The 23,096-nt window shown below is 70.3% G+C and carries 21 protein-coding genes and 1 pseudogene; 15 read left to right on the top strand and 7 right to left on the bottom strand.

Going from position 1 to position 23,096, the window contains the following annotated elements; translation table 11 throughout:
• Positions 1-93 precede the first annotated feature (93 nt).
• The 4 genes from BA175_RS24140 to BA175_RS24125 all read left to right on the top strand — a co-directional run bounded on the left by BA175_RS24140 (position 94) and on the right by BA175_RS24125 (position 4,140).
• The gene (locus BA175_RS24140; protein WP_069173581.1) at positions 94-372 is read left to right on the top strand and encodes an Atu4866 domain-containing protein; all 279 of its coding nucleotides are present in this window, start codon (positions 94-96) and stop codon (positions 370-372) included.
• On the top strand, positions 369-1,229 hold the full coding sequence (locus tag BA175_RS24135; protein WP_069173580.1) for an oxidoreductase: 861 nt from the start codon (positions 369-371) through the stop codon (positions 1,227-1,229). Before BA175_RS24140 ends, BA175_RS24135 begins: the two co-directional genes overlap by 4 nt.
• Before the next feature lie 503 nt (positions 1,230-1,732).
• Positions 1,733-2,890 carry a ParA family protein gene (locus tag BA175_RS24130; protein ID WP_069173579.1) on the top strand — a complete coding sequence of 386 codons (1,158 nt, stop codon included), beginning with the start codon at positions 1,733-1,735 and terminating at the stop codon, positions 2,888-2,890.
• Positions 2,887-4,140 carry a ParB/RepB/Spo0J family partition protein gene (locus BA175_RS24125; RefSeq protein ID WP_069173578.1) on the top strand — a complete coding sequence of 418 codons (1,254 nt, stop codon included), beginning with the start codon at positions 2,887-2,889 and terminating at the stop codon, positions 4,138-4,140. Before BA175_RS24130 ends, BA175_RS24125 begins: the two co-directional genes overlap by 4 nt.
• Positions 4,141-4,333: 193 nt before the next feature.
• Here BA175_RS24125 and BA175_RS24120 read toward each other — a convergent pair whose 3' ends face one another.
• Positions 4,334-5,260, bottom strand: coding sequence for an NADP-dependent oxidoreductase (locus tag BA175_RS24120; RefSeq protein ID WP_069173577.1), 927 nt, complete (start codon positions 5,258-5,260; stop codon positions 4,334-4,336).
• Between the two features lie 50 nt (positions 5,261-5,310).
• Between BA175_RS24120 and BA175_RS24115 the strand changes: the two genes are divergently transcribed.
• From BA175_RS24115 to BA175_RS24100, 4 genes are all read left to right on the top strand, one after another.
• Complete coding sequence (locus BA175_RS24115; RefSeq protein WP_069173576.1) at positions 5,311-5,937, top strand: TetR/AcrR family transcriptional regulator; 627 nt, start codon at positions 5,311-5,313, stop codon at positions 5,935-5,937.
• Positions 5,938-7,328: 1,391 nt separating this feature from the next.
• Positions 7,329-8,351: a bifunctional DNA primase/polymerase gene (locus BA175_RS24110; protein WP_069173740.1), complete on the top strand. Its 1,023-nt coding sequence runs from the start codon at positions 7,329-7,331 to the stop codon at positions 8,349-8,351.
• On the top strand, positions 8,348-9,892 hold the full coding sequence (locus BA175_RS24105) for a DNA primase family protein (protein ID WP_069173575.1): 1,545 nt from the start codon (positions 8,348-8,350) through the stop codon (positions 9,890-9,892). The genes BA175_RS24110 and BA175_RS24105 overlap by 4 nt, the downstream gene beginning before the upstream one ends.
• 130 nt (positions 9,893-10,022) lie before the next feature.
• Positions 10,023-10,403 carry a DUF6009 family protein gene (locus tag BA175_RS24100; RefSeq protein WP_069173574.1) on the top strand — a complete coding sequence of 127 codons (381 nt, stop codon included), beginning with the start codon at positions 10,023-10,025 and terminating at the stop codon, positions 10,401-10,403.
• Between the two features lie 301 nt (positions 10,404-10,704).
• On the opposite strand, the gene BA175_RS24095 is transcribed toward BA175_RS24100, so the two are convergent.
• The gene (locus BA175_RS24095) at positions 10,705-11,115 is read right to left on the bottom strand and encodes a (R)-mandelonitrile lyase (RefSeq protein WP_069173573.1); all 411 of its coding nucleotides are present in this window, start codon (positions 11,113-11,115) and stop codon (positions 10,705-10,707) included.
• Between the two features lie 113 nt (positions 11,116-11,228).
• Positions 11,229-12,245 carry a zinc-dependent alcohol dehydrogenase family protein gene (locus tag BA175_RS24090; RefSeq protein WP_069173572.1) on the bottom strand — a complete coding sequence of 339 codons (1,017 nt, stop codon included), beginning with the start codon at positions 12,243-12,245 and terminating at the stop codon, positions 11,229-11,231.
• A gap of 214 nt (positions 12,246-12,459) precedes the next feature.
• Here BA175_RS24090 and BA175_RS24085 point away from each other — a divergent pair, with 214 nt between their 5' ends.
• From BA175_RS24085 to BA175_RS24075, 3 genes and pseudogenes are all read left to right on the top strand, one after another.
• Positions 12,460-13,359, top strand: a complete 900-nt coding sequence (locus BA175_RS24085) for a helix-turn-helix transcriptional regulator (protein ID WP_069173571.1) — start codon at positions 12,460-12,462, stop codon at positions 13,357-13,359.
• A gap of 178 nt (positions 13,360-13,537) precedes the next feature.
• Entirely contained in the window at positions 13,538-14,869 is a 1,332-nt protein-coding gene (locus BA175_RS24080) for an aspartate aminotransferase family protein (protein ID WP_069173570.1), read from the top strand.
• A 223-nt stretch (positions 14,870-15,092) separates the two neighbouring features.
• A pseudogene (locus BA175_RS24075) lies at positions 15,093-15,952 on the top strand (ABC transporter permease); the annotation flags it as partial.
• Between the two features lie 227 nt (positions 15,953-16,179).
• On the opposite strand, the gene BA175_RS24070 reads toward BA175_RS24075, so the two are convergent.
• Positions 16,180-16,827, bottom strand: coding sequence for a DUF7691 family protein (locus tag BA175_RS24070; RefSeq protein WP_069173568.1), 648 nt, complete (start codon positions 16,825-16,827; stop codon positions 16,180-16,182).
• Positions 16,828-17,295: 468 nt separating this feature from the next.
• On the opposite strand from BA175_RS24070, the gene BA175_RS24065 reads away from it, so the two are divergent.
• Entirely contained in the window at positions 17,296-17,769 is a 474-nt protein-coding gene (locus BA175_RS24065) for an NUDIX domain-containing protein (RefSeq protein WP_069173567.1), read from the top strand.
• 464 nt (positions 17,770-18,233) lie between these two features.
• Here BA175_RS24065 and BA175_RS24060 read toward each other — a convergent pair whose 3' ends face one another.
• From BA175_RS24060 to BA175_RS24050, 3 genes are all read right to left on the bottom strand, one after another.
• Positions 18,234-19,307 (bottom strand): alkene reductase, encoded by a 1,074-nt coding sequence (locus tag BA175_RS24060; protein WP_069173566.1) that lies wholly within the window; start codon positions 19,305-19,307, stop codon positions 18,234-18,236.
• Positions 19,308-19,558: 251 nt separating this feature from the next.
• Positions 19,559-20,038, bottom strand: a complete 480-nt coding sequence (locus BA175_RS24055) for a MarR family winged helix-turn-helix transcriptional regulator (RefSeq protein WP_069173565.1) — start codon at positions 20,036-20,038, stop codon at positions 19,559-19,561.
• Positions 20,039-20,079: 41 nt separating this feature from the next.
• Positions 20,080-20,994: an NADP-dependent oxidoreductase gene (locus tag BA175_RS24050; RefSeq protein WP_069173564.1), complete on the bottom strand. Its 915-nt coding sequence runs from the start codon at positions 20,992-20,994 to the stop codon at positions 20,080-20,082.
• A gap of 367 nt (positions 20,995-21,361) precedes the next feature.
• Here BA175_RS24050 and BA175_RS31285 point away from each other — a divergent pair, with 367 nt between their 5' ends.
• The 3 genes from BA175_RS31285 (at position 21,362) to BA175_RS24035 (ending at position 22,997) form a co-directional block, all read left to right on the top strand.
• Positions 21,362-21,523, top strand: a complete 162-nt coding sequence (locus tag BA175_RS31285; RefSeq protein ID WP_175420909.1) for a hypothetical protein — start codon at positions 21,362-21,364, stop codon at positions 21,521-21,523.
• A gap of 587 nt (positions 21,524-22,110) precedes the next feature.
• The gene (locus BA175_RS31450) at positions 22,111-22,377 is read left to right on the top strand and encodes a hypothetical protein (protein WP_069173562.1); all 267 of its coding nucleotides are present in this window, start codon (positions 22,111-22,113) and stop codon (positions 22,375-22,377) included.
• Positions 22,377-22,997, top strand: coding sequence for a dihydrofolate reductase family protein (locus tag BA175_RS24035; RefSeq protein ID WP_069173561.1), 621 nt, complete (start codon positions 22,377-22,379; stop codon positions 22,995-22,997). The genes BA175_RS31450 and BA175_RS24035 overlap by 1 nt, the downstream gene beginning before the upstream one ends.
• Positions 22,998-23,096 lie beyond the last annotated feature (99 nt).

Raw genomic sequence — 23,096 nt, 5'->3', positions numbered from 1 at the left:
CGGCGGCACCATGCCAGCCATACCCAGGACCCCTGGGCCGCCGATCCTACGAATGACCAGCTCAGACCCACAACTAAGAAGGTAGGACGCATCATGAGATACCAGCCGAACCCGCCGCAGCAGCCCACCGGGCAACAGGACCGTGCTGTGGACGTGGTCGGGATGTGGGTGACCGCGGACGGGCACATCCGCCAGGACCTGCGCGCCGAAGGCCGCTACGACGAGGGCCGCGGATCCCGCCGCAGTGCCTCCACCGTGACGGGCAGCCACCTCGACTACGTCGACGACACCGGCTTCACCGGCACCGGCGACATCCGCGACTGCGTCCTCTTCCACGAGCACCTCCTCCTCCACAAGGCAGACCAGGCATGACCACGCTGAACAAGATCCTCCTGATCACCGGCGTCAGCAGCGGCCTCGGCCGCGCCTTCGCCACCACCGCCCTCGACGCCGGCCACACCGTCGTCGGTACCGTCCGCAAGGAGGCGGACGCGACCGCCTTCACCGCTCTGCACCCCGAGCGCGCGCACGCCCGCATTCTCGACGTCACCGACCACGCGGAGGTCCGCGCGACGGTGGACGAGGTGGAGCAGTCCGTGGGCCCGATCGACGTGCTGATCGCCAACGCCGGATACGGCCTGGAAGGCACCTTCGAGGAGACCCCGCTGTCCGCACTGCGCGCCCAGTTCGACGTCAACGTCTTCGGTGCCGCCGCCACCGTCCACGCCGTCCTGCCCCACATGCGCGCACGCCGCCGAGGGCACGTCCTGGCCGTCACCTCCATGGGCGGCCTGGCAAGCTTCGCCGGCGTCTCCGCCTACTGCGGCAGCAAATACGCCCTCGAAGGCATCCTCGAAGCCGTCGGCAAGGAAGTCGCCCCCTTCGGCATCCACGTCACCGCCGTCGAGCCCGGCTCCTTCCGCACCGACTGGGCGGGACGCTCGATGATCCGTGCACCGCGCACCATCTCCGACTATGACGACCTGTTCGAGCCGATCCGCGCCGCCCGTCAGCAAGCCAGCGGCCGACAACTCGGCGATCCGGCCAGGGCAGCAGTCGCTGTCCTGCACATCCTCGACACACCGAACCCGCCCGCCCACCTCGTCCTCGGCTCCGACGCACTGCGCCTGATCCGCGCCGGACGCGACGCTGTCGACCACGACCTGAACACCTGGGAAAACCTCGCCCGTTCCACCGACTTCCCCTCGGAGGGAAAAGCGGACGAGTAGACGCCCGGACCACACTTCCTCGACGGCCTCGGTGGCGACTTCGGGACCTACGGCGGAGACCGCGTAGAAGTGCCGTTCGTCCGCGTCACGGTGACCTCAGAGGCTGGCGGCACCTCGTACGACCTCGTGGGCGGACCATACAAGCGCCGGCTGACAGCGAGCCGTCATGTAGGCACGACCGCACACGAGTCGGCGGCCAACGCTGGTACGTCATGGGCGCCGCCCGAACAGGGCGGCGCCCGAGCCCGGGGAGGACCGCCCGCGCGGCGACAGGCGGACCGGATTCGTCATCCACGCGTCCGGATGCGGTCCGCCATCCCTGCGTGTGCGGGGAGCAGTGGTCGCCACCCGCGGATGGGTGATCGGCGTCGGGGCCATCCCCGCGTGCGCGGGAACCAGTCCGGGCTCCTCACCGACACCGCATCCCCTCCATCCGGGTAATACACCGCGCTTTCCCGACCCCGACGCACCACAACCACCATCGGGGTGAGTAAGGTAACCGCATGACCGTCCCATACTCCCCCGATGACAGGGAAAAGGTAGTCGCCAAGCTGCCGGCGGCCCTGCGGCAAGAACTCAAGGTCAGGGCAGCCGAGTTCGGCGTCGACATCAAAGACGCCGTGACCGAAGGCGTGCAGGCATGGCGTGCCGATGACGCCGAACGCTCCCCCGTGGACACCACGGGGGGCAGTTCGTTCTCCACCTATCTCCCCGCCGGGCTGTACGGGGAGTTCAAGGACGACTGCAAGCAGCGCGGCATCCCCTTCAACCAGGGCATCGCCCAGGCGATCCGCCTGTGGCTCGACGCGCACCCCTCCCCCCGCAGGCCCACGACGCGCCCCAGTTGGGCCCGTCGGCTCATCTTCGGCAACCAGAAGGGCGGGGTCGGCAAGACCGCCACGTCGTCCGGTGTCGCACAGGCGCTCGCCGAGGTCGGCAACCGCGTTCTCCTCATCGACTTCGACCCGCAGGGCCACCTCACCAAGCAGCTCGGCTACGAACTGTTCGACATCGAGGCGCCCAGCCTGGCCAAGCACATGCTGGGGGAGGCAAAGGGAGAGCTTCGTGAACTGCTCGTCCCGATAGAGGACGGTGCATTCGGGGGTCGGCTGTTCCTGTTGGCGGCCTGCAAGGACGCGTTCCTGCTCGACGCCAAGCTCGCCACGAGCCGCTTCGTCCGCATCAAGGAGACCGCGCTCGAGAAGGCGCTGGAGCCGCTGGAGAAGGAGTTCGACTACATCGTGGTCGACTGCCCGCCCAGCCTCGGGTACACCATGGACACGGCCCTGTACTACTGCCGCACACGCGAGGGCGAGACGGCGGGCCTGTCCGGGATCTTCATTCCCGTGCTCGCGGAGGACTCGTCCGCCGACGCGTACGACATGCTTTTCGACCAGATCCAGGACCTGTGCGCCGACATGGAAGTCGAGATCTCGATGCTCGGGTTCATCGTCAACATGTACGACAGCCGCAAGGGGTACATCGCCACGTCGTCGCTGAACAGCTGGAAGGAGATCGGCGACCCGCCGGTCGTCGGTGTCATGCCTGAACTCAAGGAGCAGCGCGAGTCCGTCCGTCTCAAGCAGCCTCTACTGTCGTACGCCCCGGACTGCGAGCAGTCCGAGATCATGCGCGCCATCGCCCGGAAGGTCGCGTCATGAGTGTTGCCGACCGGCTCGGCACGGGCTCGTCCTTCGGGGGCGTACCGCGCGGCCGAAGTGCCCGTGGCCGGGCGAAGGCCGTGGTGCAGGGCGATGTACCGGCGTACGAGCTGCGGCGCCTCCCCTTGGAAGACGTCGCGCCGACGCCTCTCAACCCGCGTCGCAACTTCGGGTCGGAGGAAGACCTCACACGCTTCGGTGAGGAGTTGCGTGGCGCCCAGCTCGCAGCGTGCGTGGCTGTCTCCCGCTCTGCCTACCTGCGGCTGTGGCCCGAGCACGAGGCGCAGATCGGTGCCTGCGCGTTCGTCCTGGTCAACGGCGAACGGCGATTCCGCAGCGCGGTGCACGTAGCCCTGGAGGCGTTGGACTTCGTCGTGCGCGACGACCTGGCCGCTTCCCGCGAGGAGTTCGTCGACCACCTGCTCAAGGAGAACCTTGAGCGCGAGGACTTCGATGTGGTGGAGCGCGCGCGCGGCGTCCTCGAGCTCGTGCGGGTGTGCAGCGAGGAGTCGGAGAAGGGCGCCCGTGCCCGGGCGGCCAAACGTCTGGGGCGGGACCGTTCCTGGGTCACCAACCAGCTCGCTCTCCTCGAACTCCCCGCTGAGCTCCAGATGATGCTCAGCTCCGGTGCTCTCGCCGAACGTGACGGCCGTCTGCTCGCGCGGCGCCTGAAGGAGGAACCAGCACTCGACGGGGCAGCTCTGCTGGCCCATCTCAAGGAGACCCGGGAGCAGGAGGCCCGCGCACGCGAGGAGGAGAAGCTTCTCCTCCAACGGGCCAAGCGGACGGCGGTGGCACCGACCTCTGATCCGGCCGACGGCGCAGGATCGGTGGACCACTCGCCCGCCCCCGGTTCTGTGGTGTTGTCCGCGGACAACACACCGCACGAGACGACGGCCGGCGCACCGACTCCGGCTCCGGGACCAGGAGCCGCTCTTCCGGAATGCGCTCCCGCCGGCGAGCGTCTGTTGTCCGCGGACAACACGAAGGCCCCCGAGGCGCCGTCATCGACGAGAACCGTCCCCGTTCCCGCGGCGGTGTTGTCCGCGGACAACACCGCCGACGTCGCCACGACTCCGCAGGAGACAAGACACCAGGAACGCGAGACAGGCGAACTGACGAACGCACGCAGCCTGCTCCTGGTACGCCAGCTCGGCGCGTCTGCCGAGGAGCAGGCGCGTACTCTCGCGTCCGGGCTTTCCCCCGAACAACTGACGCGTCTGATCGAAGAGCTCCGCACATACGTGTGAGGACGCTTCGTAACGGTGTGCGCCGGAGGTCTGTCGACCCCGGCGCACATCTGCTTCCAGAGCTGCGGGGGTGCAGGACCGGCGGCCACGCGATCCACTCCCGCGAGAGACACGGATCTGCGATCTCCTCCGACCTGACCGGTTCCGAACGGCGCGCCACATCGTCACAATGCAAAGGTGCTCTGATACGGCGCTAGAGGGTAAGTATGATCTTTCCCCGGGCGTGGCCGGTCTCGCTCAACTCGTGTGCTGCAGCCGCGCTCTCGAGGGTGAAGGCGGCCGCTACCGGCACAGTGAAGCGGCCCTGCTGGGCGAGAGCGGCGGCCGCGGCGAGTCCTTCGACGGCCTGCGGGTCGGCGCCGGGGCCCGCCGTGCGTGACAGGTGGACCCCGTACTTCGCCGCGTTCAGGTCGGCGACCGTCACCACCCGCTCGGGGCTTCCTGCGAGGTCCACCAGATCGGGCAGAGAGCCGGATCCCGCGCAGTCCAGGACGACGTCGACTCCGTCCGGCGCCAAGGCGGTGACCCGTTCGCCCAATCCGGGGCCGTAGGTGGTCGGTGTTGCCCCCAGTCCCGCGACGAACGCATGGTTGCGTGCGCTGGCCGTACCGAGGACACGCGCGCCGCGGGCCGCCGCGAGCTGGATGGCGACAGTACCGACCCCACCCGCGGCGCCCTCGATCAGCAGGGTCGTGCCGTCGGTGACCTTCAGCCGGTCGAGGGCGCGCGTGGCGGTTTCGATGTTCGCGGCGGCGCCGGCCTGCTCCCAGCTCAGCGCGCTCGGCTTCGGAGCCCAGGTTGCCAGGACGGCGTACTCGGCGTTCGCACCGCCACGCTCAGCGAGATCGACGATGCCGAAGACCTCGTCGCCCGGCCGGACACCGGTGACGCCTGGGCCGACCTCGTCGACCACACCCGCGGCGTCCACGCCGAGGACGTGGGGCAGGCGCAGCGGCATCATGTCGCGGAACCGGCCTGAGCGGAAGTAGCAGTCGGCGGGAGTGACGCCGGAGGCCTTTACGGCCACCCGGATGTGGCCTGGTCCCGCATGCGGTTCCGGCACGTCGGCGACCTCGAGGACGCTTGCGGGACCGTACTCGGAGAATTGCAGTGCTCTCATGGCGCCGGACGCTATCGGAGCAACCGGTCCGTTTAGCTAAAGTGAGAGCGGTGACGAACCGTTTGTCTCACTCCCTGCGCGCCGATGCCCGGGACAACCGTGAGCGCATCCTCGCTGTGACTCGCACGGTATTCGCTGCGGAGGGGCTGGACGTGGCGATGCGCGAGATAGCGCGGCGTGCCGAGGTCGGCGCCGCGACCCTCTACCGGCACTTTCCGACCAAAGAAGCGCTGGTCACTGAGGTTTTCACCGAGCAGATGGCGGCCTGCACCGCCATCGTCGACGAGGGGCTGGCCGATCCGGACCCATGGCGCGGCCTCTGCCGGGCGATTGAGAAAGTGTGTGAACTGCACGCACGGGACAGGGGCTTCACCGCTGCGTTCGTCTCGGCTTTCCCCCACGCGATCGACTTCACCGCAGCCCGGGAGCGGGCACTGCGCAAGGTCGCCGAACTCGCCCGCCGGGCCAAGGCGGCGGGCAAACTGCGCCCGGACTTCGTCCTGGACGACCTGATCATGGTGCTCATGGCCAACAGCGGCATCCGAACCACATCGCCGGCCGCTGCGGTGGTCGCCTCTCGGCGCTTCGCCGCGCTGCTCATGCAGGGCATGCAGACCGAGCCGGTTAAGCTGCCGCTGCCCCCCGCAGCGCGGCTGCCGCTGACAGTTGTGACCTAGTGCCGCGGCAGGCAACGTTTGCCCGTCAAGGAGCGGCGTCGGGTGCGTGCTCTCGGCGTGCCGGCCGGAAGTCCTTGTACTGGACGTACTTGGGCTTTCGGCCGGTGCGGCGAGAGTGCGTGCCGGGCGTCGCGACGGGGCGAACGTTGCCTGTTGCGGCACTAGCATCCACCGGGCGGGCACGCTCCGGGGGAGCGCCTGAGGGGGGCCCGCGTTTCCAGGCGGGGGCGCGACGACAGGTACGGCACCTCGCCGCCTTGGCGGACCCCCCTCCATCCCGTAAGCGGACGCCCCTCCGCCGTGCGACGCCCCGCATCCGACGCCGCGCACCGATCACCGGGAACTGCGGGGCAACCCTCAGGCACGGTCGCAACAGGGCAAACGTCGCCTGTTGGGACACTGGCAAGCGAGAGGCATTCCACTCGCTCAGGAGCCGCTCCCCGCCCCCTCGGGGATGGTCCCGATCTGGCCGGCAAGGGCTGGCCGACAACTGGGTCCTCCCCTCGCACGCGGGGGGACCTCTGATCACGGATCTGTTCGTCGAGAAGGGCCGCGTGCTCCCCCGCCCGTGTCAGGACCCCGGGCGTCCTGACACTGCGTAGGCCCATGCGCACAGACAGGGGCCTACCACGGGGGCGCCGCGCATCGTCTTGGCGTCCTGCTCCCCGCCCCCGTGCACCGCCCCACGGGGGCGGAAAAAAGAGCCTGCCGGGGGAGGGAGGAAGGGCCCTGGCGCCGGATCCCCCCAGCAGGCAGCCCGTAGACACGGGAGGGACCGTACTCCTTCGGTCCCTCCCCCCTTCAGTCCCTCCACAAAAGCCCAGGTCACAGCGATGTGCTCGAGACTGAAGGGACCGAAGGGACTCAAACTCCCTGTTCCACCTGCGTGCAGGCGCGCGTATGCGCGCGTACGTAAAACGTAGTACCTCTATCTCTGGTGCGCTCATAACTAGAGAAATGAGTCCCTTCAGTCCCTCCCTTCTGGCGTACAAGTGCTCTGACCTGCTGAAACAGCATGGGGACCGAAAGGGGACCGATGAGTCCCTCCGCCCCGGCAGGCTTTCAGTCCCTCGGCTGCCGGCCTGAGGGGCACGTCGCGCCGACCCCGCCCCGGTGTCTGTCGTGAGGGACCGAAGGGACTGACTCTGCAATAACCACTCATGCCTCCCACGGCGGCGCGTGCCCGTGCGCTAGGCTCTGGCCGCTATAAGGGAAAGTCAGTCCCTTCAGTCCCTCAGTCCCTCGTCCGGTCTTCTCTGACCAGGCGAAACGCACTGGAGGAAGCTGACGAACCGACCCTGGTCACCCAAGAAGGAACGGACCGACGAACAGTGCAGCGCCCCGCCGACATCGCCGCGTCCGGAGTCGCGCAGCCGCCGGCCCCCGTGGACGTGGCCCGCTGGCTCGCAAGCCGGCAGTGGCCGGTGCACCCGCTGGCCCCGGGACGCAAGACGCCGGCGGCCAACTGTGAGCGTTGCCGTGTGCGTAGACACGAACCCTCGCAATGCCCCTGCCACGAGCAGGGCCGGTGGTGTCACGGTTTCCACAGCGCGACCACGGACCTCGCCCTGATCGAGGCCTGGTGGCGCAGGGAGCCGCGTGCAGGCGTGGCCGTGTCGTGCGGGCCGGCCCATCTCGTGGTCCTGGACGTCGATGCCCACGCCGCGCAGGTACCTGACCGCAGCCGGCTCCTGCCGGGCATCCGTATCCCGGCACAGGTCGACCTCGCCGGGCTCGCCTCAGGCTTCGACACGCTGGCCCTTCTCGCGGCCTACCGCCGGGAACCGAATCCCGCGGAGGACTCCGGCACTCTGCGCGTCCGGACCCCGTCGGGGGGACTCCACATCTGGTACGCCAATCCCGAACCCGCCGTCCGTTATCGCTCCTCCGCCGGGTCGAGCCCCAGGACCGCGCTGGCGTGGCAGGTCGACGTACGGGCCCACGGTGGGTACATCGTGGCCCCCACCACGCGTACTACGGCGGGCGTGTACGCCCCTCTGGGCGCGGTGCGGGACCCTGCGCCCCTTCCCGCCTGGCTCGCCGCCGAATTGACGCGCACGGGGCACGTCACGCAGGCGCCATCGGTTCCCGTGCCCGTCCCGCGGTCGGGCGGACACGCCCGGGTACCTCGGAGCGGCGCCGCTCAGGCGCTCGTGCAGCCGCTCATCGAAACCGTTCGTGCTTGTGCCGCGTACGCCGAAGGCACCGGCTTCACGGAGAAGCTCAACCGGGCGGCGTTCACGGCAGGAGGACTCGCCGCGGCAGGTCATCTGAACCAGGCCGAAGCCCGTCAAGAGCTGGCAGAAGCCGCTCACTATGCTCGTCCCCACCAGACCCGCCGTAATGAGACGATCATCGACGCAGCCCTTTCCGCAGGCGCCCGCCGCCCGTTCCATCCCAAAGGACTCGCATGAGTAGCGCCGAGAGCAGCCGCTTCGATGCGGCCGCCGCCGCTCAGCAGATGCTCGACCTCGAGGGTGCGTCCCCCGCCTGGGTCCCTCCGCAACAGGTGCAGGCGCCTGTCCCGGTCGAGGCACCGGTCCTGCTGCCGCCCATGCTCACGGACCGGGGCAACGCAAAGCTCTTCGCCCAGCTCTACAGCGACCAGTTCCGTCACGTCGAAGGCCTCGGCTGGTACTGCTGGGACCAGTTCCGGTGGAAGCGTGTGGGCGGCGAGAAGGCCGCTCTGTGGGCCGCGGGCGACATGGCCGAGCAGATGTCCCCCACCGATCCCCGAGGCGTCTTCAGTGACCGGGAGATCGCCCAGCACCGCCGCCGCACCATGTCCACGAGCGGGATGAAGGCGCTGCTCCACCAGGCGAAGGCCGCGCCCGCACTCAGTCTCGACCCCGACGTGCTCGACGGGGACGCCTATTCGCTGTGTACCCCCTCAGGGGTCGTCGACCTGCGGAACGGCCGCCTGCGCAAGCCTGATCCGATGCGGGACCTCCACTCACGGGCCACTCAGGTGGCTCCCCAGGCGATGCCCACGCCGCGCTGGCAGGCTTTCCTCGAGGACACCTTCGGCGACGACGCCAAGGGGCAGGAGATGATCGACTTCCTGCACCTGCTGCTCGGGTACTCGATCACGGGCGATGTCGGCGCGCAGGTCCTGCCGTTCCTCTGGGGCAAGGGAGCCAACGGGAAGTCGGTCCTTCTGGACGTCATGATCCAGGTCATGGGGGACTACGCGGACGCGGCGCCGCCCGGCTTCCTGATGGACAAGGGCAACTTCGCCGAGCACTCGACGGAACTGACGGAGCTGCACGGCCGTCGCATCTTCGTCTGCAGCGAGCTCAAGCCCAACGACAAGTTCGACGAGGCCCGGGTCAAGCTGCTTACCGGCGGGGACAAGATCAAGGCCCGCCGCATGCGGCAGGACTACTTCAGTTTCACCCCGACCCACAAGCTCTGGCTGCTGGGCAATCACCAGCCCGAAGTCGGCACCGGGGGGCACGCGTTCTGGCGCCGAATCCGGCTCATCCCCTTCGAGCGCGTGGTCGCGGCCGACAGGAAGATCGACAATCTGGCCGGTGAACTCGTCGAGCAAGAGGGTCCCGGCATCCTGCACTGGCTGATCCAGGGTGCGATGCGCTACCTCACCACCCGCGACCCTCTGAGCGGGCCGTCCTCCGTGCGGCTGGCCACCGCCGCGTACGAGACGACGGAGGACCACATCGGGCGCTTCCTGGGGGAGTGCTGCCTGCGCCAGGGCCCGGACACCGGGGACCTCCGGGTGGAACAGGGCCTTCTCTACGCCACCTACACCGCCTGGTGCAGCTCCGAGGGCATCAGGGCCGACACCGCCCGGGCCTTCGCCGGCCGCATCAGGCAGGAGGTCGGGCTCGCGTCGCCCGCCGAGATGCTGAAGTCCAGCGGCAAGAAGTACTACCCCGCCCTGGCGTTGCTGAAGGACGACATCGTCCGTCCGGACGGTCCGGCGGGTGGGCGCTGATGAGGAACCACGGCTTTCTGCCCCGGATTTGGGCATCGTCATACCATGGGCACGTCCCGGATCACCGCACGGACCGGTCCGAACCGAGTATCCGCAAGCACCACCACATCACCGACAAGGAGCTGCGTCCATGAGCTCGCTGCTGCAGGAAAGCCAGCTCGCACACGAAGCGAACGTGGTGTGGCTGGAGGACCTCGACGAACTCGACTACGTCCGTCAGGCACTCGACAAGAGTGCTCGCCGCGCCGGGAAGCCCCGGTACGCACGCGACGGGCGCATGGTCGGTTATGCCGAGCTCGACAAGAACGCCGAGGCGAACCCCGACAGCGGCCTCTTCCAGCGCCGTACCTTCTTCCTTCTGCCGCACGACAGGCCGAACGACCCGGAGGGCCTCTACAAGGAGGGCGCCCCGGGCGAGGCGGTCGACCCGCGGACCATCGAGCCGAAGCGGGTGGGGGAGAAGACCCCGCGTTCGCAGGGGAAGCGCAGAACCGAGATAGTGCCTTCCTGACGCAGCTCTTCCCGTCCTGATCCGGCCGGCCGAAACGACCGTCGCCGGTGACACGTACCCCCTCGGGGACGGTACGTGTCACCGGCGAGGGCGTACTGGTCCCGCGGTCTACCGCGGTCTCCGCAGCTCTCCGACCGCGGCGACGGTAGTCAGGCACATGATCACCGTCCCACCGGAAGCGGACCCGCCGGACAGGGTCGCGTCCGCGAGCCCCACGCCACCGTGCGAGGGGTAGGCGTAGGTGTTCCGGCCGTCGACCCGGCGGTAGAGGGACGCGCCCGGGGTTGTTCCGGCCCGGGTGTCAGCCGGTGGCCGGGGCGGCGGCGTATTCCTCGTCGGTGACGGGGGTCATCCAGTGCACGACCTCGTGGTCGGCGTCCGCTTCGTTGACGGCGAGGTGGACCATGAGCCGGTTCGGGGCGGCGCCGTGCCAGTGCTCCTCGCCGGCTTCGAACAGGACACGGTCGCCGGGGCGGATCACCTCGACGGGGCCGCCGCGGCGCCGGCACAGGCCGACGCCTTCGGTGACGAAGACGGTCTGGCCCAGCGGGTGGCTGTGCCAGTGGGTGCGCGCACCGGGCATGAAGTGCACCAGGTTCGCGGTGACCCGGGACGGGGCGGGGGCGCCGGCGACGGCGTCGATGTAGACGTCGCCGGTGAACCAGTCGGCCGGCCCCTTGGCGGTGTCGATCGAACTCCGGGTGATCTGCACGATTGCTCCTCCTCTGTTCTGGGCGTCGTGGACGAACGGTGCGCGCCTGCGTCGGCGTCCTACGCGCCGACGCACGCGCAGGGTGCCTGGCACAGGACCGCCGTGTGCGCCGGTCAGGGCTTGAGAAGGGTCTTGATGGCGCGGCGCTCGTCCATGGCCCGGTAACCCTCGGCGACCTGCTCCAACGGCAGGGTGAGGTCGAAGACCTTGCCCGGATCGATGCGGCGGGTGAGGACGCGGTCGATGAGGTCGGGCAGATAGCGGCGTACCGGGGCGGGGCCGCCGCGCAGGCCGACGTGGGAGAAGAACAGCTCCTGCCCGTCGATCGCGACCTCGTGCGGGACGCCGACGAAGCCGACGTTGCCACCCGGGCGGGCCGAGTGCAGCGCCTGGCTCATGGCCTGGGCGGTACCGACGCACTCCAGCACGCTGTCGGCGCCGATTCCGCCCGTCAGGTCCTTGATCCTGGCTATGCCTTCATCGCCCCGCTCGGTGACGATGTCGGTCGCGCCGAACTCCAGGGCCAGCTTCTGGCGCGACGCGTGCCGGGACATGGCGATGATCCGCTCCGCACCCATCTCCTTCGCCGCGATCACCGCGCACAGGCCGACCGCGCCGTCGCCGACCACCACGGCGGTCGAGCCGGGCTTCACCTCGGCGGCGTCGGCGGCCCACCAGCCGGTGCCCATCACGTCGGAAACGGCCAGCAGACCGGGCCACAGCTCCTCGTCCGGAGTCTCGTCGGTGGCGACGAGGGTGCCCTGAGCGTGGGGGATCCGTACGTACTCGGCCTGGCACGTGCTCATGAACTCGCGGTTCAGGCAGTTCGACTGGAAGCCGTTGCGGCAGTTCGCGCAGGTGTTGTCCGAGGTCGCGAAGGAGCCGACGACGAACTGGCCGGGCTTCACCGACGTGACCTCGGAGCCGACCTCCTCCACGAAGCCGACGTACTCGTGACCCATCGGGTGCGCCTGCTCGGTCGGCTCCGCGCCCCGGTAGGGCCACAGGTCCGAGCCGCACACGCACGTCACAGCCGTGCGGATGACCGCATCCGTCGGCTTGAGGATCTTCGCGTCGTCCACCGTCTCGAAGCGCACATCGCCGGGGGCGTGGATCACTGCTCCGCGCATGGGGTAAGTCCTTTCGGTCGTTGCAGGGGCCCGAACCGAGGGCGCGCACGGAACTGCTGTCCTTCGCCTACTGCCTGGTCCGGCCCCGGGCGGCTGTGCCGCCTGGATGCCTTGTCTCCAGAAAACCGCTGATCAGGGCGGTGAGCGAGGTACTGGTGAGAGGTGTACCGGCAGTACATCCCTCTCGTGGTGGACAGGCCGTAGTGTCGAAGACATGGACAACCGCGAGGAAGTCCGCGAGTTCCTCACCTCGCGGCGAGCCAAGATCACCCCGGAACAGGCCGACCTGCCCGCCGGTTCCCGGCGCCGTGTGCCGGGACTGCGCAGGAGCGAGGTCGCAGCACTGGCCGACATGAGCGTCGAGTACTACGCGAAACTGGAGCGCGGCAACCTCGCCGGCGCCTCCCCCGCCGTCCTGGAAGCCCTCGCCCGGGCCCTGCGGCTGGACGACGCCGAACGCGCCCACCTCCTGCACCTGGCCCAGGCCGCCGCCGGCAGCGACGCCCTCACCCGCCCCCGTCGGCGTACCTCCGCCACCCGGCCGTGGAAAGCACACCGCAGCCTGCAGTGGACCCTCGACGCGATCACCGCCGGCCCCGCGGTCGTGACCAACGGACGCATGGACATCCTGGCCACGAACCCCCTCGCCCGCGCCTTCTACGCCGACCTGTTCGCCCACCCCGGGAACCAGGGAAATCTGGGCCGCTTCAACTTCCTCGACCCCGCCTCACGCAGCTTCTACCCCGACTGGGACCTGTTCGCGGACATGGCGGTGGCCATCCTGCGCCGCGAAGCAGGCCGTGACCCCCACGACAAGGACCTCCACGACCTCATCGGCGAGCTGTCCACCCGCAGCAAGGACTTCCGCACCCGGTGGGGCGCCCACGACGTCCGCCGCCACGGCACCGGCACCAAACGGTTCCGCCACCCGGCCATCGGTGACCTCACCCTTGCCTACGAATCCCTGGACCTGGCCGCCGAACCCGGTCTCGCCATGACCATCTACACCGCCGAACCCGGCTCGCCCTCCGAAGAGGGTCTACGCCTGCTCGCCTCCCTGGCCGCCACCGAGGAAGCCGCCACCTCGCCCTCACGGACGCCGTCGGCCGACTGACTTGCGGGCATGATCCGGACAAGCAGCGGCCTGCCACCTCGACCGGTGCGGGATCGGGCAACCTCTGCCCTGTCGACGGCGGTCCATCGCGGGACGGACCCGGCCGTGTCGCTTCTGTCGCACAGCGAAGCCGAGAATCTTGTGATGGACGCCGATCCGGGCCCCTAGCATCGACGCCATGGCAGACGACACGACGGGCAACGACCGCCACGGACAGTTCTGGAACGACGCACGGCGCCATCTGCTGCGCTACGGCGTCGCCTTCACCCCTGAGATCATCGCGAGCGCCGGTGGCAGCTTCGTCCACACCGCGGACGGCCGCAGGATCCTTGACTTCACCTCCGGTCAGATGAGCGCGATCCTGGGGCACAGTCATCCACGCATAGTGGAATGTGTCCAGCGGCAGGTCGCGAGCCTGGACCACCTCTACAGCGGCATGCTCAGCCGACCCGTGGTCGAACTCGCGCGGCGGCTGGCCGGCACACTGCCCGATCCGCTGGACAAGGTGCTGCTGCTCACCACCGGCGCGGAGTCGAACGAGGCGGCGGTGCGGATGGCGAAGCTCGTCACCGGCCGCCATGAGATCGTCTCCTTCGCCCGGTCCTGGCACGGCATGACCCAGGCCGCAGCGTCGGCCACCTACAGCGCGGGACGCAAGGGCTACGGGCCCGGCGCCCCGGGCAACTTCGCGATCCCCGTACCCCGGTCCCATCGCCCCGACATCACCCACGCCGACGGCACCCTGGACTGGCAGCGTCAGCTGGACCTCGCCTTCGACCTCATCGACGCCCAGTCCACCGGCAGTCTCGCCGCGTGCCTCGTCGAGCCGATCCTCAGCTCCGGTGGCGTCATCGAGCCGCCCGTCGGCTACTTCGCGGCGCTGCATCGCAAATGCCGCGAGCGCGGGATGCTCCTGATCCTGGACGAGGCACAGACCGGCCTGTGCCGCACAGGTACCTGGTACGCCTTCGAGCGCGACGGCGTCGTCCCCGACATCCTCACCCTGTCCAAGACGCTGGGGGCGGGACTCCCGCTCGCCGCGGTGGTCACCAGCGCAGAGATCGAGGAGCAGGCCCATGACCGCGGCTTCCTGTTCTTCACCACCCATGTGTCCGACCCGCTCGTCGCCGCGGTCGGCAACACGGTGCTCGATGTCCTCGAGACGGACCGGCTGGACGAACAGGCGCGTGCGCGCGGGGAGTTCCTCCACAAAGGGCTGACGGAACTCGCCACCCGTCATCCGGTGATCGGCGACGTCCGCGGCCGGGGCCTGTTGCTGGGTGTCGAGTTCACCGCCGAGGGCAGCGGCGCCGACTCGGAGGACGCCCTGGGGGCCCGCGTCACACGCCGCTGTCTCGACCTGGGTCTGCACATGAACATCGTGCAGTTGCCGGGGATGGGAGGGACCCTGCGTATCGCTCCGCCCCTGACCGCCACGGAAGAAGAACTGAGCCTCGGAGTGGCAATCCTGGATCAGGCCCTCACCGAGGTCGTCGCGGACGCGCCCTGAGGGTTTTCCCGCAATGCGCGGCGGGCGCGCGTCGACAGCTACGGCACCTCGCCGCGTTGCCGGGACGTCCTGCATTCAGTCTGCGGACGTCCCTCCGCCGTGCGATGCCCCGCATCCGACGCCGTGCGCCGATCCACCGGGAACTGCGGGACAACCGGTGGCGACGGCTCCGGGACCTTCTGCGGGGCCGCTCGGCACACGCGTTCGCACGTGCGCGGCTCCAGGCATCGCCCAGGCCACCGCACCGGTCACGGCGCAGCTGGAGCAGCGCGGCGGCGCCTTCGAGGTGCACACCTACGCGGACGAAGCCGCCGCCCGCACCGCCGTCGAGGAGCGCGAGATCTACGGCGCCGTCGTGGTGACCAGACAGGGTCCGTTGCTGCTGACCGCCTCCGCCGCCGGCCCGGCCGTGGCGCAGTTGCTCACCGACGCCGTCGGGAACAGGGAGGCCGGCCCGTGCCGACGAAGGATGTCGTCGCGCTGCCCGAGGAGGACCCACGCGGCGCCGCGCTCAACGCCGGCGTGCTGCCCATGGCGTTGGCCGGGATCGCCACGGGCGGTGCCGTCACCGCACTCGGCCTGCGTGGTGCCCGCGCAGCGACCGCCGTCCTCGGCACCGCCACCGCGATCGGGCTCGTCGCCGCCGGCATCGCGCACAGCTGGCTCGGCGTGCTGGCCGGTGACTGGTGGGCGGAGGCCGGTGCCTTCGCCCTCGTCGCCGGCGCCGGCGGTGCGACGGTCGCAGGACTGGCCGCACTGCTCGGCACCGGCGGAGTCGGCCTGGGCGCACTGCTGCTGATGCTGCTCGGCAACCCGTTCTCCGGCGTTTCCACCGCCCCGGAACTCCTGCCCGAACCCGCCGCGACTCTCGGCCGGTGGCTGCCGCCCGGCGCCGGTGGCCAGCTGCTCCGCTCGGTCTCCTACTTCGACGGCAACGCCGTCGGCGTACCTCTCGTCACTCTCGGCATCTGGACTCTGCTGGGGCTGTGCCTGATCTGGCTCGGCGCGCTGGTCGAGCGCCGCCGCGCCACGGGCGGGCCCGACTCGGTCGCCGAGCTGCGGCCTGCGGGAAGCCCCGTCTGACGCTTACGAGGGCCTCGGGCCTGGCAGGCGCGCCCGCTGAGGTGTCGCGTATGCGGCGCCGACGCGGCAGGAAGGTCACTCTGCGGGCTTGCCGTCCCATCGCGTCGTCCGGGAGCGCCTGTTCACGCTCCTGACTCGCCATGGCCGTTGACGCACCCGATGGCGGCCGGGCCACGCAGGGGCGTGAGGAGGCAGGGGGCTGCGCGGCGACCGGTCTCGGGAGCCGGTCAGCCCTGGATCGAGAAGAACAGCGTGTCCGCGGTGTGTCCGTGCCGGAGAGCGCTCCGCCATTCGTCGTGCTCGACCCGCATCTTGTCGATGAGCCTCTGGGCCTCATGGCTGAAGGCGCTGTCCATGCGATCCAGGACTGCGGTGTAGGCGTCGGCGAGTGGCTCGGCCCTGGCCAGCGGCAGACGGCCGATGGCCGGGTATCCGTCGACGGGCGCCGGTACGTGGAAGGGGATCTCGTCGGGTGGCCCGGCGAACAGGAAGTCGAGCGGCAGCAGGCCGGCGGGGACGCCGAGGCGTCGTAGCTCGTCGCCCATGCGCCCGAAGAACGTGGAAGGTTTGGAGTACACACCGACGTCGATGGGGTCGGACCCGCACCAGTCGATGATGTGCTGGAGCGCCTTGTAGTACGCGTTGCCCACGTGCGCGCCGTCCGCGTCGGCGTGGCCCGCGAGGAGGTGGTCGAGCGCCTCCGGGACGGTCAGGCCCAGATCGATGCCTTGGCGTTCGAGGCCGAGCTGGTCGGCACGGGCGTCCTTGCGTATGTGATCGTGGAGCATGCGCTCCTGGGTCGCGTCGAGTTCGCCCTGCAGATAGGACACGACGCGGCTCCGGTCGGCGGTGGTCATCGTGATGATGTGGCTCATGGGGCCTCATCGTGGCAGCGGGTGCCGACAAGGCGCCCTGCGGGGTGACGGCGGACCGGTGGGCTCGCAGGGTGAGGTGACGTGTCTTCGCCGCGCGTTCGTTCCCGACCTCGCTCCGGCGCGTAGCCGGTTCAGGGTGGTCTTTGTCGGCGTGCACCTGCACGCTCACAGCCGCGCACGGATTGCGTCGTATGCGATTCCGCCCCGATCCGGGGCCGGGAAGCGTGCTGGACCCATGGCGCCCTGCGCGCGTGGGAACCGACCCGGGGCCGTCGGTCAGCTCCGCACTCACCTCGGTCCCGGCACGGAGCGGAGCTGGACCGAGCACCGCCGGGGTCAGGGGGCAGCCGGGGCGAGCGTGCGGAGCGGTCCCGGAGTGGAGCAGGCGCGCCCCGGTAGGACCGAATCCGGCGGAGACTCGCTGACGCTCCTTGCCGGTGTGCTTGGGTCCTGTGCATGAACGTGCAGATGAGCCCGGAAGAGTACGAGCGGATGTTGCCGCGGAAGCGGGTGGCCGCGGGTGTTCTGTTCTTCGATCCGCGGGGGCGGGTGCTCCTGGTGGACCCGGTCTACAAGCCATTGTGGGAGATCCCCGGTGGTGCCGTGGAACAGGACGAGTCGCCCCGCGCCGGTGCGGCAAGAGAGGTCGCGGAGGAACTCGGGCTGGAGTGGGAACCGGGCCGGCTCCTGGGTGTGGACTGGCGCGGTCCGCGGCCGGGACGCAGCGAGAGTCTGGCCTACGTGTTCGACGGCGGAGTACTCGGCGAGGATCGGCTGGCGGGGGTCCGCTTACAGGCGGAGGAACTCGGAGCGATGGACTTCGTAGCGGTCGACCGGATTCGGGAGCGTGTGCCCGAGCGGCTCGCCATGCGGGTGGAGGCGTGTGTGCGGGCCCGCGAGCAGGGACTGACGGTATACCTGGAGTACGGAGTGCCGGTGTAGGAAACGGCTCCCCGGTGATCAGCCGGGGCGCCCCGTCCTGCTGCTGCTGCGGCTCGCCGAACGGCGGAGGCACCGACACCTGCCACCTGATCACGACCGTCCGCCTGCCCCGGGCGCCGCCTCAGGGCTGTCCCGCACTTCCCGGCGGGCGCGCGACGACAGCTACGGCACCTCGCCGCCTTGTCGGAACGTCCCCATACATCCGGCATGCGGACGTCCCTCCGCCGTGCGATGCCCCGCATCCGATGCCGCACGCCGATCCACCGGGAAGTGCGGGACAGCCCTCAGCGCCACGACGGCTCCCGGGCGAACCGCCCGCACCGGCTGTCGGACGATCGCCCGACGACAGGCGGCCGAGCCGGCCGAGGCGTCCGAGGAGCCCGTGCGACCCGGGGGTGGAGCCGACGCGCACCGCACCCCGAGCCCGCTGCGGGTGGGAGGCCGTCCCGCGGTGAGGGCGCGTCCTACAGGTGCGGGTAGTCCGTGTAGCCGCGGTGGTCACCGCCGTAGAAGGTGGCGGGGTCCGGTGTGTTGTACGGGCCCTCGGCGGCCAGGCGGGCGGGCAGGTCCGGGTTGGCGAGGAACAGGGCACCGAAGGCGATCAGGTCCGCGGTGCCGTCCTGGACGAGGCCGAGTGCGTCCGGGCCGGTGGACTGCGGGTGGGTGAACGGGTTGAGGATGAACGTCGAGGGCCAGAGCTTGCGCATGCGTGCGGTCAGCTCTCGGTCGGCTCCTTCGATCATGTGCAGGTAGGCCAGATCCAGCTTGCCGAGCTGGGTGACCAGCGTGGTGTAGGTGTCCTCCACGTCCGCCGCGTCGTGTTCGGCGATGTCGTTGTAGGGGTTACCGGGCGAGATGCGGAAACCGGTGCGGGCGCCGCCGATCGCTTCCGTGACGGCTGCGGCCACCTCCAGAGCGAAGCGGACCCGGCCCCTCGCGTCACCGCCCCAGCCGTCCGTGCGCCGGTTCGTGTGGGGGGCGAGGAACTGGTGGATCAGGTAGCCGTTCGCGCCGTGGATCTCGACCCCGTCGAAGCCCGCGGAGATCGCGTTGCGGGCTGCGTCGGCGAAGTCGGCGACGGTGCGGGCGATGCCGTCGGCGTCCAGTTCCCGCGGCGTGACGAAGTCCACCGGCCCCTGGTGGGTGAAGAGCTGGCCCTTCGCGGCGACGGGTGAGGGCGCGACGGGGTGCAGACCGGCGGGGAGGAGACTGGGGTGGCCGATGCGGCCGGTGTGCATCAGCTGCGCGAAGATCACCCCGCCCTCGGCGTGGACCGCGTCGGTGACCGTGCGCCAGGCGCTGACCTGTTCCGGCGAGTGCAGGCCCGGTGTGTCGGGGTAGCCCTGGCCGACCGGCGAGGGCTGTACGCCTTCGGTGACGATGAGGCCGGCGCTCGCGCGCTGGCTGTAGTAGGTCGCCATCAGCTCGGTCGCGGTGGCGCCCGGCCCGTAGGCCCGGCTGCGGGTCATCGGCGCCATCACGATGCGGTTGGCCAGCGACCGGCCGGCCACATCGACCGGGGCGAATACGTTCGTCATGAGAATCTCCCTGCTGTCACAAAGGGTGGAGGGGAAAGGGGGCATCCGCTGCGCCGCCGGCGTGCGGGTCGTCTCCGACCGCAGAGGCCCCCATGGGCGTGTTCATGCGTTCCCGCCGCGCTGATACGCCGATCACGGGCGGAGCCGAAGCGTGGCCTCAGGGTTCCTGGGCCTCTGTGGAGCGAGGGCTGCCCTCGCTCCACCACAGGGGCACGGTGGTGCCGGCACGTCAGCCGGCTCTCCCTGCCCGCCTATGGGCCAGGCGGCTGTCGGCTGTGGTCCCTGACCGACTTCTCGATGACGCCCGCGCATGTGGTGAAGGTGTGGATCTGGTCAGGAGTCAGATCGCGTACGGAAACCTGTTCCAGGGTCCGCCACATGTCGGCGATGGGCTCCTGGAGGGCACGCCCGGCGTCGGTGAGGTGGACCACCATGACCCGCCGGTCGTGGGAGGCGGGCTCCCGGGTGAGCAGCCCGGCCTCCTGCATGCGGCGCAGGGACTTGGACACGGTGGAGTGGTCGAGACCGGCCCGCTCCAGCAGTTCCGCCTGGGTCCGGCCGTCGTGGTCGAAGAGCTGCATCAGCAGCAGCTCCTGGCCCGGGTGCAGGTTCATCGCGCGCAGCATGCCGGCGGCATGGGCGCGGTGGGCGCGGGCGAGCTGGAAGATGGCGTAGCTCAACGGTCCCGCTTCCGCCGTGCTCGGAAGCTCCGACGGGGTGGGGTCTGACATGGTTTCTCCCTCGTCACCCAGCAAGTGGGCGGGCCGGTGGACTAGTTGACGGTGAGGACGATCTTGCCGCGGTTGTGGCCGGCGTCGCTGGCCTGCTGGGCCTCGGCTGCTTCTGCGAGGGGGTAGGCGGCGCTGATCGTGGTGACGAGGGCGCCGTCGGCGGCCTGCTGGGCCAGTTCGGCGAGGCGGGCGGCGGAGCGGCGCTGGGGACCCTCGGCGAAGACGACGCCGAGCTCGGCGGCGCGGAAGTCGGCGGTGGTGACGATCCGGTCCGTGCCGCCGCGCAGACTGATGGAGTCCTCCAGTGCGCCCTTGCCCGCGGCGTCGAGGACGGCGTCCACCCCTTCGGGGGCGAGCGCCCGGACCCGCTCGACGAGGTGGTCGCCGTAGACCAGGGCGGTGGCGCCGAGGGAGGTGACGTACTCCTGGTTGGCCGGGCCCGCGGTGCCGATGACGCGGGCGCCGCGTGCGACGGCCAGCTGGACGGCGATGGTGCCCAGGGCCCCGGATGCGCCGTGGATCAGCAGCGTCTCGCCGGACGTGACAGCGAGCAGGTCCAGGACACGCTCGGCGCCGTCGGTCGCCACGGGCAGGGCGGCGGCGTGCGTCCAGCCCAGACCGGCGGGCTTGGGCGCGAGGACGGCAGCGGACGCCAGGGCGTACTGGGCGTAGGAGCCGGTGTCGGACCACCCGAGCACCTCGTCGCCGGCCTCGAGGTGGTCGACGCCCTCACCGACGGCGTCGACCACTCCGGCGATCTCGCCGCCGGGCACGGCGGGGAAGGTGGTGGGGAAGACGGCCTCCATGCTGCCGGAGCGGATCTTGCCGTCCACAGGGTTGACGCCGACAGCCTGTATGCGCACACGGACCTGGCCGGGGCCGGGCTGCGGGGTGTCGATCTCCGCCTGGTGCAGAACCTCGGTGCTGCCGAACGAGTCGAAAACGATGGCCTTCATGACTGCTCTCCTCGAGGCGGGATGCCGTACCGACCAACTTCCGTGGCCAGCCACTTAAAAGTAGCACCGATTGTGTGGCTGGCCAAGTAATCGCTCGAGGGGCTCCCGCAGGTGAGCCCGCCGGGGCAGGCGATCGTCTGCCGACAGGTGGTCAGCGTGCTCAACGGGCCATGCGATCCGGGGGTTTTCCGCGACGGCTCGAATCCCATCAGATCCGGTGGTGGTCGACGGCAGGGCTTGACGGCGGTGGAGGGGGCGGATCGCGTGCCGGCTGCTGCGGGTCCTGTTCGGCCTGGGCGCGGACGGGGGGATCGAACGGGTCGCGGCGACCGGCGAGCACGGCGGGTCGGAGGCGATGCTGCGCGGGGTGCGGCACCTGTTCGTCTACCGGGCCGCCATGCGTGCGGCCCTGCGGAAGCCGGTGGACGCCACCTTCGCCGTCCGCGACCAGATGGGGCGGGGCAACCGGCGCGGCGTGCCCCTCCGGCAGCCGCACGTGCGGTGCCTGGTCCAGCAATCCGACGGCTGAGGGGTACCCGTGCGACGGGGCCGGGGGTGGTGGTCTGGGGCCGGTTGTGAAAGTCCCGGGTGCCGCTATGGGGCGGCGAGTCATTCACGGTGGCACCCCCAGGCAGGCGCGGTCCCCTCCCGCCGCCTGGTCGAGGCCGGGCACAGCGTCGTCCTTCTCGGCCGGAACGCGTCGCGCACCCGGGACGCTGCTGAACGCCTGCGCGGCCTGGCCCCGTCGGACAGCGGAGCGGCCCCGCCGAGGACGTACACCTCCGACCTGGAGCAGTGGCCGCAGGTACGGGCACCGGCCGCAGAACTGGCGGCCGACGGTCCTGCGGCCGGTCTTCGGCGTCACACTCTGCCTGCCTGTGCGCGGCCGGGCTCTTCCGGGGCCGGCACGTCGGAGGTAACGCCGGGGCGCGGCCCGCCGGTCGGCGCCGGTGAGCCGCCTCCGACCCTCCTCCTCGCTCGAAATGTCCTGAAGGAGCAGGGCGCCGACGTGCACCGAAGCGGACCGGAGCAGGTGCGGGACGAGCATCGAGATCTCCCCTCCGGCGCTTGAGGAGACGCGGCTGGGGCTGGTAGTAGGACTTACCAGCCTCCAGGGTGACCTCACGGCACGCCCACCGGCCCGACGACGTGCGGCGCCGGTACAAGTGCGTCGTGATCACCGATGCCGCGCGCGGCCCTGCCGCCGCCCTCACCCTTGTGTCCCCGCCGGCCGCCTCTCCTGTCCAGGCTGCCGACATCTCCCCCCTCGTTCCGCGCGACGAGGCGGTCGAGAGGCGTCACGCCGTCGAGGGCGGCCGGCAGACCCGGAGCAACCTGGTTGCCTACGCCACCGAGAGCGTCCGGAAGGGGGCGGAGGGCTGATGGCGGGGAAGGTGTTCTTCAGTGTGTCCATGTCGCTGGACGGCTTCATCGCGCCCGGTTCCCTCGGAGAGCTGATGGGGCGGCAGTGGATGGAGCTCCAGCGGTGGATCTTCCCGCTGCGGTTCTTCCGGGAGAACCTGCAGCTCGGCGGCGGCGGGGAGGAAGGGCGCGACAACGACATCGTGCGGGAGACGTTCGAGCGCACCGGCGCGAGCGTGATGGGTAAGCGCATGTTCGACGCCGGCGAGAAGATGTGGCCGGAGGAGGCGCCGTTCCACACGCCGGTGTTCGTGGTGACGCACGAGAAGCGTGACCCCTGGGAAAGGCCCGGCGGAACCACCTTCCACTTCGTCAACGACGGCATCGAGACCGCGCTCGACCAGGCCCGCGAGGCCGCCGGCGATCGTGACGTCCGCATCGCGGGCGGTGGCGCGACGATCCTGGAGTACGTGAACGCGGGCCTGGTCGACGAGTTCTCGATCGCGCTGTCCCCCGTGCTCCTCGGCTCCGGAATCCGCCTGTTCGAGGGCGTGGACGCGGGCCGCGTGGCCCTGGAGCCGATCAGCGCGGAGCCCTCCCCGCGGGTGACGCACCTGACCTACGCCGTCCGGCAGCGGTAACCGTTCCGGCCTCGGCGCTCTTCCACCGAGGCCGGCCGCCCCCGGACGGCCGGCCCGCCCCGACGGCGACGACGGATGGCGGTACGTGCTCGTCCAGGG

Origin of the sequence: Streptomyces griseus (genome assembly GCF_001715295.1) — a bacterium.
Classification (GTDB): Bacteria; Actinomycetota; Actinomycetes; order Streptomycetales; family Streptomycetaceae; genus Streptomyces; species Streptomyces griseus_G.
The sequence above is the reverse complement of the archived record's forward strand: the minus strand, read 5'-3'. Positions and strand labels throughout refer to the sequence as shown.